The organism is Flavobacterium rakeshii, from assembly GCF_009741375.1.
Lineage (GTDB): Bacteria > Bacteroidota > Bacteroidia > Flavobacteriales > Flavobacteriaceae > Flavobacterium > Flavobacterium rakeshii.
On sequence record NZ_WOWP01000062.1, the window covers coordinates 90,345 to 103,477 of the forward strand.

Genomic DNA, 13,133 nt, shown 5'->3' on the forward strand with positions numbered 1-13,133 from the left:
AATGAAAAGAATACTTATTACAGGAGCAGCCGGTTTTTTAGGGTCTCATCTATGTGACAGGTTTGTTAAGGAAGGCTATTATGTAATTGGTATGGATAATCTTATTACCGGGCATCTTAAAAACATAGAGCATCTTTTCAAACTTCCTAACTTTGAGTTTTATCATCATGATATTACAAAGTTTGTAAATATACCCGATAAGCTGGATTATATTTTGCATTTTGCATCACCGGCAAGCCCTATAGATTATTTAAAAATTCCTATCCAAACGCTTAAAGTAGGATCGTTAGGAACACATAATCTTTTAGGACTGGCAAGGGTTAAAAAAGCAAGAATACTTATTGCTTCAACATCAGAGATATATGGTGATCCTTTAGTACATCCGCAAAATGAAGATTACTATGGTAATGTAAACACCATAGGGCCAAGAGGGGTGTATGATGAAGCAAAACGTTTTCAGGAATCTATAACTATGGCTTATCATACTTTTCACGGTGTTGAAACCAGAATTGTAAGGATATTTAATACCTATGGCCCAAGGATGAGATTAAATGACGGAAGGGTAATTCCGGCATTTATCGGTCAGGCACTAAGAGGTGAAGACCTAACTGTTTTTGGCGATGGTATGCAAACAAGATCGTTTTGTTATGTAGATGATCAGGTAGAAGGTATTTTCAGGTTATTGCATTCTGATTATGTATATCCGGTTAATATTGGGAACCCAGATGAGATTACTATAAGGGACTTTGCCGAAGAGATAATTAAACTTACAGGCACAAAACAAAAAGTTATATACAAACCATTACCTATTAACGATCCGTTACAAAGACAGCCGGATATAAGTCGTGCTAAGGAACTTTTGGGATGGGAACCTAAAGTAGGTCGTGCCGAAGGTATGAAAATAACCTACGAATACTTTAAGTCGTTAACACATGACGAGCTGCTTAAGGAAGAACACAAAGATTTTTCAGGATATATATACTAATTAATGACTTCATCCGGAAAAAGGAGATATTCAAAATATATAAGACCAATAAATATAGCATTTGATGTATTGGTCTTAACCCTGTTGTTCCCTTATTTCTTTTGGGAACTGGGTATTAACCAGTTTTATTTTGGCACCTATCAGGTAGCTACATGGTTTATAATAGCTTATATATTTGGCTTTTATGAAATTTATCGATTTACGAGCTTAACAGATATAATTGTAAAAATTGTAAGGCAGGGAATAGTTTTTTTACTGGTGGTAATTGCCTTTTTCCCATTTTCAAAACAAGCCATATTTAGCGGTCAGGCAATAGCAAAATATCTTGTTATTGCATTTATAATTATAATACTGTTTAAATTTGTATTGTTTTATTACTTAAAGAGATACAGGGTAGTTACAGGCAGTAATTACCGTAAGGCAGTAATTATAGGATACACACCAGATGCTTTAAGACTAAAAGAGCTTTTTGAACAAAAGGGTGAATATGGATATAGGTTTCTTGGTTTCTTTTCAGACAGGAAGCAAAACGATCAAGTAAAAGGAAAAATAGCCGAGGTAGAAGCCTTTGCAATAGATAATAATGTAGACGAGATTTACTGTTCGCTTAACGAAATTACTAATTACCAAATTAAAAGACTGGTTGAGTTTGCCGATATTAATGACAAGATTATAAAGTTTATCCCCGATACTAAGGAGATATTTACTAAAAACCTTAGGGTAGACTATTATGAGTTTTTCCCGGTACTGTCGTTAAGAAAAACCCCGTTGCATGAGCCTGTGGCAAAAGCCGTTAAAAGGTTGTTTGATGTTGTTTTTTCGTTATTTGTTATAATTTTTGTGTTAACATGGTTAACACCCATACTGGCATTAATAATTAAGCTTGAATCACCGGGTCCCATATTCTTTAAACAGGGAAGACCGGGAATAAATGAAAGAGAATTTTTTTGTTATAAGTTCAGGTCAATGAAGCTGAACAAAACAACAGAAGAGTCGGTTATAAAAAATGACCCCAGGGTTACCCGAATAGGACGTTTTATGAGAAAAACGAGTATTGATGAGATGCCGCAGTTCTTAAATGTACTTTTTGGAGAAATGAGTGTAGTGGGGCCAAGACCTCATTTATGGTCACAAAATAATTTGTACAGTAAGAGTATAAAAAAATACCTTACAAGGCTTTATGTTAAACCGGGTATTACAGGCCTGGCACAGGTAAAGGGGTACAGAGGGGAAATAAGCACAGATGAAGATATGATAAACAGAATTAAGTATGATGTTTTTTATATAGAGAACTGGTCGCTTTTACTGGATTTAAAAATTATAGTACAAACGGTGGTAAACATTTTTCAGGGTGAAGAAAAAGCCTATTAGTATTTACCACAATAATTAAGCAATAACATATGAATATTTTATTACTGGGATCTGGAGGTAGAGAGCATGCGCTGGCCTGGAAAATGCTGCAAAGCCCGCAGTGTTCTAAATTATTTGTTGCACCTGGTAACGCAGGTACATCGGCCATTGCAAATAATGTAAACATAAACCCTACTGATTTTGAAGCTGTAAAAAAACTGGTACAGCAGGAAAACATAGGGATGGTGGTAGTAGGTCCGGAAGACCCACTGGTAAAAGGCGTATATGATTATTTTAAAAATGACAGTGACCTTAGCAACGTTCCGGTTATAGGTCCGTCAAAATATGCTGCACAGCTTGAGGGAAGTAAGGAGTTTGCTAAAAAGTTCCTTGTAAAAAACAATATTCCTACAGCAGCTTACGAGAGTTTTACAAAAGAAACCGTAGAGCAGGGGTGTGAATTCCTTACTACATTAAAAGCACCATACGTACTTAAAGCAGACGGACTTGCTGCTGGTAAAGGTGTACTTATTATAAGTGACCTTGCAGAAGCACAACAGGAGCTTAGAAACATGCTTGTAGATGCAAAATTCGGTCAGGCGAGTACTAAGGTAGTTATCGAAGAGTTTCTTGACGGTATAGAGCTTAGCTGTTTCGTTTTAACAGACGGAGAGAGCTACAAGCTGTTACCAATGGCTAAAGATTACAAACGTATTGGAGAAGGCGATACAGGGCTTAATACAGGTGGTATGGGAGCTGTTTCACCGGTGCCGTTTGCAGATGCCGAATTCCTTGAGAAAATTGAAACACGTATTGTTAAGCCAACTATACAAGGATTTAAAAATGAAAACATTGATTACAAAGGTTTTGTTTTCATTGGTCTTATAAAAGTAGGTAACGATCCTTATGTTATTGAGTATAATGTAAGAATGGGTGACCCTGAAACTGAGGTGGTAATGCCAAGGGTAAAATCAGATCTTGTTGAAGCTTTCAAAGCACTACATAATGGTACGCTTGCAGAAACTGCTTTTGAAATTGATGAAAGAAGTGCTGCTACAATTATGCTGGTTTCGGGCGGATACCCTGAAGATTATGAAAAAGGTAAAGTTATAACAGGACTTGATAAGGTAGAAGATTCTCTTGTTTTCCACGCGGGAACAAAAGATGATAACGGAAACGTGGTGACCAATGGTGGACGTGTAATTGCCGTTACCTCATATGGTGCTGACTTTAATGAAGCCATAAAAAAATCTTATCAAAATATAGACAAGCTAAATTTTGATAAGATATATTTTAGAAAAGATATAGGTTTCGATCTATGATAAGAAAGAGTGTGCTGTGGTATCCTGGTCATCTTCGTGATTCGCTTTGAAAATTTTCAGTTGCTGAATCCAGTACCAGGTTGCCCCGCAGCAGATAAGGATAAAAATCCAGGTAATAATGTTTGCTACCCACCAGTTTTCAAGCTCCAGGGCTCTAATAAAGTCAAGCGGTGCAAATAGTATGTGTACAAACAGATAATCTATTCCTTCAAAAAATGCTCTCATCTTTAAACAAGTATTATATTTACAATCACAAAAGTATAAAATATTCACATGCTGGCAAGTGTTTTTAATAAATCAAAGCCGATAAATTATGCTTTAATAGGTATACTAATAACTTTATTCTATTTTTTATACCTGTTTAAAGACACTTACTGGGTGGAATATTTCTCACTCATACTACAAAAAGTGGGGTTATATTTGCTTTTGGCCTTTTCGGTTTTCCTTGTAAATTTTATTACCAGAAAGAACTCATTAAGCCGGGACAATACTTACTCTATGTTCCTGTTTACCATGTTTTTAGTGCTCTTTCCTACCATATTGGTAAACACAAAAATCATAGTGGCAAATTTCTTTTTACTGTTGGCTTTAAGGAGGCTTATATCACTACAGTCACTCATTACCCCTAAGGAAAAAATCTTTGATGCTTCCTTTTGGATATTTGTGGCAAGTTTTTTTCATTTTTGGTGTATAATTTATATTCTGCTGGTATTTATTTCAATAATTTTTCACGTATCAAGAGATTATCGTAATTGGATAATACCTTTTATAGCCTTTTTTTCGGCGACTACACTTTACGTTTTAACAGTATTACTGTTTGGTAACGATCTGTTTTACAACCTGTATGCCGATATGCAAACCAGCTTCGATTTTACGTATTTTGAAAATATTTACCAGAATATAGCCCTTGCCCTGTTTTCATCAATTGCGGTGTTTTTTGTTGTGGCACAGGTTGCTATGCTTTCGGCAAAACCTATTAACCTGCATTCCTCTTACAAAAAAGTGATTTTCTCTTTTTTAATAGGTGTGGCTATATATGTACTTTCGGCCAATAAAAACAATAGTTTTTTGGCATTTACATTTGCACCATTGGCCATAATGGGGGCTAACTTTATAGAAAGCCAAAAGGTAAAGTGGATAAGGGAGAGTATACTAATACTGATTGTTTTAATATCGATAGGGTTATTTTTTGCCCAGTTATAAACGCTCTCCGTAAGCAAGATCTCCGGCATCTCCCAGCCCGGGAACAATATACTTGTGGGAGTTAAGGTATTCATCTTTATCAGCAACCCATAAATGTACATTATCCGGCAGGGTTTGTTGTAAATGAGCTATGCCCTCGGGCGCTGCAATTACTACTGCAATATGAATTTCTTCGGACTTATTTGTTGCCATAAGGTTTTTAAATACAGCTTCTAACGATAGCCCAGTAGCCAGCATTGGGTCGGCGAGCAGTAATGTTTTTCCTGTAAGGTTTGGCACAGCCTGATACTGAGTTTGTATTATAAACTCATCGTCATTATTAGGGTGATAACGATAAGCCGACACAAATCCGCTATCGGCATCATCAAAAAAATTAAGTAGTCCGTTATGAAGGGTAAGCCCCGCTCTTAATATGGAGCAAACTACTACAGGCTTTTTTACAAATTCGGTTTCCTTTTTTCCAAGAGGTGTGGTAATACTAACAGGGGTATATTCAAGTGTTTTGCTTATTTCATAAGCCATAATTTCTCCTATACGCTCTATATTCTTCCTAAAACGCATAGTATCTTTTTGAACGTTTACATCGCGTATTTGTGCTAAAAAATGGTTTAATACACTGTTGTTTTGTGAAAGGTAGTGAATATGCATAGTGCTGTAAATTAGTATTAGCAGGATAAAAGTATTAAAACTATATTTGTAAAATAAAATTTAACCCTATGTTTTCTAAAATAGCATTTCCCATTTTTGAGCAAAGTATAAACGATTATCACAAATTTGATAATGTAGATCAGCCTGTTAATAATCCTTACAGCAAGGATCAGATAGAGCATTTACTATATGCCAAAAACTGGATTGACACTGTACAATGGCACCTTGAGGATATTATCCGTGATCCGCAAATTGACCCTGTAGCGGCACTTGCATTAAAGAGAAGGATTGATGCCTCTAACCAGGACAGAACTGATATGGTAGAATATATTGACAGCTACTTTTTAAATAAATATCAGGATGTTACAGTAAATGATAACGCTAAAACAAACTCTGAGAGTCCGGCATGGGCTATAGACAGGCTTTCTATCCTTGCCCTTAAAATATACCACATGCAGGAAGAGGTGAACCGTACAGACGCTTCGCCGGAGCACATTGCAAAATGCCAGGAGAAACTGAATGTTCTTTTAGAACAAAGAACAGATCTTTCTACTGCTATTGATGAGCTTTTAGCCGATATTGAAAGCGGAGATAAATTCATGAAAGTGTACAAACAAATGAAAATGTACAACGACGAAGAATTAAACCCTGTTTTATACCAAAACAAAAAGTAAAACCTGCATAATATGGCGGGTATAAAACATATACTTGTAATAAGGCTCTCTGCAATGGGTGATGTCGCTATGACAGTACCGGTGCTGAGAGCCTTAGCTTTACAATACCCAGAGGTTAAATTCACGGTATTGTCCAGAGGCTTTTTCAAACCCTTTTTTGACGGTATTCCCAATGTAGGTTTTTATGAAGCCGATGTAAAAGGCAGGCATAAAGGTTTTGGCGGACTGCTAAAGCTATACCGTGAGCTTAAAAAGCTAAATATTGATGCCGTTGCCGATTTACACAACGTACTGCGCTCTAAAACAGTAACCAGACTGTTTGCTTTTAGCGGAATAAAAACGGCTACTACTGATAAGGTTAGGAAAGAGAAAAAAGCCCTAACCCGTGCCGAAAACAAAATATTTAAACAGCTTACCCCAATTGTGGAAAGACATGCACAAACGTTTGCCCAACTGGGCTTCCCTATAGATATTAGTGTGCCTGTTTTCCCTGAGAAACACGAACTGACACCCGATGTACTAACAGTAACGGGAGAAAAATCAGGACAGTGGATAGGTATAGCGCCTTTTGCCCAGCATGAAGGTAAGGTATATCCACAGGATTTAATGCAGGAAGTGATAAACGGTTTAGCTGACAATAAATCGTATAAACTGTTCCTTTTTGGCGGAGGAGCAAAAGAGATAGAAGTACTAAATTATTTTGCTAATAATATTAGCAACACAATAGTAGTTGCAGGGAAATTAAAATTACAGCAGGAACTACAACTTATTAGTAACCTTGATGTTATGCTGAGTATGGATAGTGGTAATGCCCACATGGCAGCCATGCAGGGAGTGGCAACCGTAACACTATGGGGAGCTACACACCCTTATGCAGGCTTTGCTCCTTACCATCAACCGCAGGAAAACCTGTTGGTTTCCGGCAGAGATAAATATCCGTTACTGCCAACATCTATTTATGGTAATAAAAAAGTAGAAGGCTATGAGGACGCCATGCGTACCATAAAGCCGCAAACAGTTGTAAACAGAATTAACGATATACTAAAAAAGGATGCCTAAGCATCCTTTTTTTATGGTTTTATGAGCGTTATTAAACGTCATCATAATCTACATGAATCTCGGCAGAAGTTGGGTGTGCCTGGCAGGTAAGTATAAGGCCTTCGGCTATTTCGCCGTCTGTAAGTATGGCATTTTTTCTCATCTCTGCTGTACCACCTGTAATTCGAGCCATACAGCTACTGCAAATACCACCCTGGCAGGAGTAAGGAGCATCCAGTCCTTCTTTTAATGCTGCATCAAGAATGGTCATTTTTTGAGACATCACAAAAGTAGTTTCCTCATCATCTACCAATACAGTAACTTTGGTTTGCCCTTCAAGATTTTCGTCAATTTTGTTATCTTCAACCGGAGTGGTGAAAAGCTCAAATTTGATGCTCTTTTCTGGAACATTATTTTCTTTAAGTATCTCGCTTACCGTTTTAATCATTTCTTCCGGTCCGCACAGGTAAAACTTAGAGAATTCTTTTTCCTTGTGTTTGTTTTTAAGTACAAAGTTTACGGTAGAGCGCTCTATTCGTCCAAAAAGAGAATCTTCTGCCCTTGCCTGGCTGTATACCATTTGGATAAACAAACGGCCTACATATTTTTGTTGCAGGTCGTGCAGGTATTGGTGAAAAATAGTGTCTTCCGGTGTTTTGTTACCATATACCAGTACAAACGTACTTTCAGGCTCATTTTCCAATACCGAATGTATGATGGAAAGTACCGGTGTAATACCGCTACCTGCCGCAAAGGCCGCATAGTTTCTCTGGCGGTCGGTTTTAGGTTCAAAAGTAAATTTACCTTCAGGGACACCTACTTCAACAGTATCGCCAACAGCAAGTTGCTCATTAGCAAATACAGAAAAGCCTCCGTTTTTAACTGCTTTTATGGCAACCCTTAGCTCGTTACTGTTAGGGCTTGAGCATATAGAGTAAGCTTTGCGGTATTCTTCACCGTTGTATACACTTTTAATGTTAATATACTGACCGGCAATAAATTTATATTCGTTTTTCAGATTTTCCGGAATCTCAAAGGCAATAGAAACCGCATTAGGCGTTTCTCTCCTTATATCCTTTATTGTAAGTGAGTGAAATGTTGACATATTTTGTGTTTTTCAATGCAAAAATAAGCAATCCTTTAACGGTATAAAACAACATTAAACAAATAAAACATACATAAAATTATTATGCATAAGAATTTTATGTATGTTTGCAGTACAAAATTCTTAAAATGAAAAACTCCCAATTATATAAAGGCAGCCTTACCACCATTATTATGAAACTGCTGGAAGAAAACGGACGCATGTATGGTTATGAGATTACCCAAAAGGTAAAGAGTATAACCAAAGGCGAACTTAATATTACCGAAGGTGCCCTATACCCGGCACTACACAAACTGGAGGGCGAAGGCTTGCTGGATGTAGAGGTAGAGAAAGTGGGTAACAGACTGCGCAAATACTACAAACTAACAGAAGACGGACAAAAAGAAACGGTAAACCGACTGGCGGAACTGGAAGAATTTATCAAGAATATGCAAACACTGGTTAACCCAAAAATTAATCCCGATTTACAATTTTAAACATGCAGGTAACAGACAATCAAATAAAATTTATTGACCAATATCTTGAGAATTCAGGGGTCAAATATTTGGACATACGTTATGAAATGACTGACCATGTAGCAACAGTTCTTGAAGAAAAGGAAGGAGATTTTTATGATGAGTTTAAGGCCTATATGGTTTTACATAAAAAAGAGCTTTTAGAGTCTAACAATAAATTTTCAAAAATTGCCAGAAACAAAGCCATTAAACTACTGTTTGGTAATTTGTTAAGTGTTAAAGGTTTACTTATTACAGGGAGTTTGTTCGGATTATCATTTTTAGGGCTTAATCATATGAATTTTGAAAAATTAGTTTACGTTTTTTATCTAACATATTTTGTTTTACTACTGGTAATATCAGGATTTAATATTTATCATAAACGGACAAAAAAGGAGAAACTTTGGTCGGGTACACATAAATTGATGGAGGTGGTGAGTTTTATATTAAACGGGGTAATGATTTTTGGGACAAATACTTTTAAAGCTCCTAAAGAGACAGGAGATAATTTTTATTTTATTTTATATCAATGTGTTATAGTTTCTATTATTGTTATGACAATAGTTACGTCAAGGCAACTGATGAAAAAATACAAACTGAGATATGAAGGATGATAAGATAAAAAGAATATCTGATGAAGAGGTAAAACGGCTTTATGCTTTTACCCGTAAACATTTTGTAGAATACTACGACCTGCAAACACTGGTTAACCCAAAATAAATCCCGACTTACAATTTTAAACATGCAAGTAACAGACAATCAATTAAAATTTATAGACCAATATCTTGAGAATTCAGGGATAAAGTATTTGGACATACGTTATGAAATGACCGATCATATAGCAACGGCACTTGAAGAAAAAGAAGGTGTTTTTTATGATGAATTTCAGGCATATATGGTTAAAAATAAAGCAGAACTATTAAGTTCTGCTAAGAAATTTTCAAAAGCAGCAACAATTAGGGCGTTCAAAATGCTGGTTAAGGGCTTAGTTAAGCCTCAGTTCTATATTGTTGCTACGATTTTGTTTACAGTAGCCTTACTGTTAAACCAAAGGGGTTATAATGATGCTGTATTTACAGGTTTTACCATTTTATATTTTCTGCTGTGTGGTGTAATATTCAGTAGTTATGTCCATATGGTTGTAATAAATAAAAAACCCGAATGGTCTGGCGTAAACAGGTTTCATTATGCAGCAGCATTAACAGTATATATATTGTTTTTGGCGGTAAAGCCTCAAACCATTTTTACAGATGATATTTACCTGTTTTTATATTATGCTGTAATCATCAGTTTTGTAGTTATGATAATAAGCTCATACCTAAAGCTTAAAAAAATGTACAAGCTAAGATTTAATGAATAAGGAAAGAAAAATAACCGATGAAGAAGTAAAACAGCTTTATGCCTTTACCCGTAAGCATTTTGTAGAATACTACGACCTGCAAACCGAACTGGTAGATCATCTGGCTAATGCTATTGAAGAGAAATGGCAACAACAACCGGATCTTTCATTTGATGATGTTCTGAAACAGGAATTTAAAAAGTTTGGTGTTTTCGGTTTTATGGATGTTGTGGAAAGAAGGCAGTTGGCATTGACCAAAAAATACCGAAAATTACTTTGGGGTTATTTTAAGGAATACTTCAAATTGCCTAAAATACTGCTTACTATAATATTAACCGTGCTTGTAGCAAAGTCAATACAGCATATTCATGCGGTTATAGCTCCGGTACTATTATTTTCGATATTAATTTTCAGTTTGTTTCGTTTTTTTGTGCTTAACTATAGGTACAGGAAAAAAGTAAGACAAACAGGCTATCGCTGGATGCTTGAAGAAATAATATTCCGTTGTGGGAGTGTACCCGTATTTATATTCATACCCTATCAGGTAATAGAGTATGTGTATGATAAAGAATATTCGGCAGTAGGGCAATGGATCCTGGCAGCAGGAGTGGTGCTGTTTGCTATATATCAATACATAATTTTATATGTAATAATAAACAGGGCAGAAGTGCATTTAGAGCAAACATATCCTGAGTATAAGCTGTTAAAGCAATAGTAAATTGTAACGTTTTTACAATTTATACTACTAATCAGGTAAACCAAACCAAAATACGATGTTTAAAAAATTTATAAAGCTCGAATGGAAGGCATTTACCAGATCGGCAGCTTTTAGTACTAATCTTGTTGTTAAGATAATCGTTTTACTATATGCCATAATGATGGCTTTCTTTCTCCTTTTACTGGGAACAGGAGCCTTTTTTATACTAAAAAAAGCAGGTACTAGTGACCCAATGCTTTGGGTAAACAAATACCTTATTTATTATATAGTAGTAGATTTAGGGATTAGGATTGTTTTTCAAAATATTCCGGTTAGTAATATAAAACCATTATTAACCCTCAATATTAAAAAGAAAACCATAGTGAATTTTACTATAGGAAAAAGCATGGCTACTATTTTTAATATATTACATGCTTTCTTTTTTATACCCTTCTCCATTGTTTTATTAGTTAAAGGATATAATCCTGTAAATGTTATACTGTGGCATGTAGGTATTATGGCATTATTATACAGTAATAACTTTTTAAACATATTACTGGAGGGTAAGAATTGGCTTTTTGCCATTTTCATTGTTTTACTGGCAACCTTTGGAGGCTTACAGTATTATGGCTATTTTGATATCACAACATATACAGAAGTTTTCTTTACCTCATTATACAGTACTTATTTTATGGCGTTGCTACCTGTTGCCCTGCTTGTTATTGTATGGAGAGCAACATTTAAGTTCTTTTACGAATACATGTTTTTGGATGCCGGTTTGAAAACCAAAGAAGAGGAAGCACGTACTGAGAATTATGCTTGGCTGGATCAGTTTGGTTCCATGAGTACCTACCTTAAAAATGATTTAAAACTTATACTTAGGAATAAAAGGGCAAAAATGACGGTAATATCGAGTGTATTATTTTTGTTTTACGGACTATTGTTTTTTAGTAATAGTATTGAAGTATATAATACACCAACGTGGAAAATGTTTGCTGCCATAATGCTTACAAGTGGTTTTATGTTCACTTTTGGGCAGTTTGTACCAAGCTGGGACAGTTCTTACTATCCGCTTATGATGAGCCAAAACATACCATACAGGGAATATATCGCCTCAAAATGGTGGCTTATGGTAATTGCCACGGTTATAACTACAGTATTGGCTTCTTTTTACCTTTATTTCGGTATTGATGTATACCTTATGATTCTTGCCTGTGCGGTATATAATATAGGTATCAATGCTTATATGGTACTTTTAAGCGGAGCTTTTGTAAAAACACCGGTCGATTTAACCAAAGCCAGGCAGGCAATGGGAGGTCAAAAATCCTTTAACCCTAAAATGATGCTTTTAGGATTGTCTAAACTTATTATTCCAATAGTGTTGTATGCTGTAGGTCATTATATTTTTAATGATACCATTGCCTATCTCCTAATTGCAGGGACAGGAGTAATAGGTCTTTTATTCAGGAATTTTGTTTTTAACCAAATAGCCAGGCTGTATAAATCTGAAAAGTATGATACGCTTGCGGCATACAAACAAGTAAACTAATCATCCAATCAAAAAATTATATATCATGATCAAAGTAAGTAATCTTCAAAAAACATATAACAATACAACAGTACTTAATATACCAGAGCTTGAAATTCCAAAAGGAGAAAGTTTCGGACTGGTAGGAAACAACGGTGCAGGTAAAACCACATTTTTTAGTTTATTACTGGATTTAATAAGACCCACAGAAGGGAATATTACATCAAACAATATAAGGGTAGACGAGAGTGAAGGCTGGAAACCTTTTACATCGGCCTTTATAGATGATAGTTTTTTGATAGGCTACCTTACGCCCGAAGAGTACTTTTATTTTATAGGAGAGCTTCGTGGCTGGAATAAAGCCGACGTTGATGCTCTTTTAGAAAAGCATGAAGACTTTTTTAACGGAGAGATACTTAAAAGAAAAAAGTACTTAAGGGATTTGTCAAAAGGAAACCAAAAGAAAGTAGGTATCATTGCAGCCCTTATAGGAAACCCTGAGGTTGTTATACTAGACGAACCTTTTGCAAACCTTGACCCTACAACACAAATAAGGCTAAAGCGTATTATTAAGGAACTGGCAGAAGATGGTAATACCACAGTGCTTGTTTCCAGTCACGATTTGGCACATACTACCGAAGTTAGTAATCGTATAGTAGCCCTACATAAAGGCGAAATAGTAAAAGATATTAAAACATCACAGGAAACGCTCCAGGAGCTTGAAGCTTTTTTTGCGGTTTAACTTTATTA

15 protein-coding genes are annotated in these 13,133 nt (G+C 35.7%); 12 read left to right on the forward strand and 3 right to left on the reverse strand.

Annotated features, from left to right (window positions below; all coding sequences use genetic code 11):
- Position 1: 1 nt before the first annotated feature.
- Genes GN157_RS16190 through purD form a run of 3 tightly spaced genes read left to right on the forward strand, consistent with a single transcriptional unit; the run spans position 2 to position 3,657 of the window.
- On the forward strand, positions 2–985 hold the full coding sequence (locus GN157_RS16190; protein WP_157484531.1) for a UDP-glucuronic acid decarboxylase family protein: 984 nt from the start codon (positions 2–4) through the stop codon (positions 983–985).
- Positions 986–988: 3 nt separating this feature from the next.
- Complete coding sequence (locus tag GN157_RS16195) at positions 989–2,356, forward strand: undecaprenyl-phosphate glucose phosphotransferase (RefSeq protein WP_157484532.1); 1,368 nt, start codon at positions 989–991, stop codon at positions 2,354–2,356.
- Positions 2,357–2,385: 29 nt separating this feature from the next.
- A complete protein-coding gene (gene purD / locus GN157_RS16200; RefSeq protein WP_157484533.1) occupies positions 2,386–3,657 on the forward strand; it encodes a phosphoribosylamine--glycine ligase in 1,272 nt (423 codons plus the stop codon).
- Here the strand turns inward: purD and GN157_RS16205 are convergent.
- Positions 3,652–3,882 carry a DUF6341 family protein gene (locus GN157_RS16205; protein WP_035131664.1) on the reverse strand — a complete coding sequence of 77 codons (231 nt, stop codon included), beginning with the start codon at positions 3,880–3,882 and terminating at the stop codon, positions 3,652–3,654. The genes purD and GN157_RS16205 overlap by 6 nt on opposite strands.
- A 48-nt stretch (positions 3,883–3,930) precedes the next feature.
- On the opposite strand from GN157_RS16205, the gene GN157_RS16210 reads away from it, so the two are divergent.
- The gene (locus GN157_RS16210) at positions 3,931–4,860 is read left to right on the forward strand and encodes a DUF6427 family protein (protein WP_157484534.1); all 930 of its coding nucleotides are present in this window, start codon (positions 3,931–3,933) and stop codon (positions 4,858–4,860) included.
- On the opposite strand, the gene upp is transcribed toward GN157_RS16210, so the two are convergent.
- Positions 4,855–5,508, reverse strand: a complete 654-nt coding sequence (upp, locus tag GN157_RS16215; protein WP_157484535.1) for a uracil phosphoribosyltransferase — start codon at positions 5,506–5,508, stop codon at positions 4,855–4,857. The genes GN157_RS16210 and upp overlap by 6 nt on opposite strands.
- Positions 5,509–5,576: 68 nt before the next feature.
- Between upp and GN157_RS16220 the strand changes: the two genes are divergently transcribed.
- Positions 5,577–6,182 (forward strand): DUF4254 domain-containing protein, encoded by a 606-nt coding sequence (locus GN157_RS16220; RefSeq protein WP_157484536.1) that lies wholly within the window; start codon positions 5,577–5,579, stop codon positions 6,180–6,182.
- Positions 6,183–6,194: 12 nt separating this feature from the next.
- Complete coding sequence (locus GN157_RS16225; RefSeq protein ID WP_157484537.1) at positions 6,195–7,241, forward strand: glycosyltransferase family 9 protein; 1,047 nt, start codon at positions 6,195–6,197, stop codon at positions 7,239–7,241.
- A 31-nt stretch (positions 7,242–7,272) separates the two neighbouring features.
- Here the strand turns inward: GN157_RS16225 and GN157_RS16230 are convergent, their stop codons facing one another.
- The gene (locus tag GN157_RS16230; protein ID WP_157484538.1) at positions 7,273–8,325 is read right to left on the reverse strand and encodes a ferredoxin--NADP reductase; all 1,053 of its coding nucleotides are present in this window, start codon (positions 8,323–8,325) and stop codon (positions 7,273–7,275) included.
- Between the two features lie 128 nt (positions 8,326–8,453).
- On the opposite strand from GN157_RS16230, the gene GN157_RS16235 reads away from it, so the two are divergent.
- From GN157_RS16235 to GN157_RS16260, 6 genes are all read left to right on the forward strand, one after another.
- On the forward strand, positions 8,454–8,801 hold the full coding sequence (locus GN157_RS16235; protein ID WP_035131652.1) for a PadR family transcriptional regulator: 348 nt from the start codon (positions 8,454–8,456) through the stop codon (positions 8,799–8,801).
- A gap of 2 nt (positions 8,802–8,803) precedes the next feature.
- The gene (locus tag GN157_RS16240) at positions 8,804–9,433 is read left to right on the forward strand and encodes a hypothetical protein (protein WP_157484539.1); all 630 of its coding nucleotides are present in this window, start codon (positions 8,804–8,806) and stop codon (positions 9,431–9,433) included.
- A 128-nt stretch (positions 9,434–9,561) separates the two neighbouring features.
- Complete coding sequence (locus GN157_RS16245) at positions 9,562–10,179, forward strand: hypothetical protein (RefSeq protein ID WP_157484540.1); 618 nt, start codon at positions 9,562–9,564, stop codon at positions 10,177–10,179.
- Entirely contained in the window at positions 10,172–10,873 is a 702-nt protein-coding gene (locus tag GN157_RS16250; RefSeq protein WP_157484541.1) for a hypothetical protein, read from the forward strand. Before GN157_RS16245 ends, GN157_RS16250 begins: the two co-directional genes overlap by 8 nt.
- Before the next feature lie 58 nt (positions 10,874–10,931).
- Entirely contained in the window at positions 10,932–12,404 is a 1,473-nt protein-coding gene (locus GN157_RS16255; protein ID WP_157484542.1) for a DUF5687 family protein, read from the forward strand.
- Positions 12,405–12,429: 25 nt separating this feature from the next.
- A complete protein-coding gene (locus GN157_RS16260; RefSeq protein WP_157484543.1) occupies positions 12,430–13,125 on the forward strand; it encodes an ABC transporter ATP-binding protein in 696 nt (231 codons plus the stop codon).
- Positions 13,126–13,133: the final 8 nt, after the last annotated feature.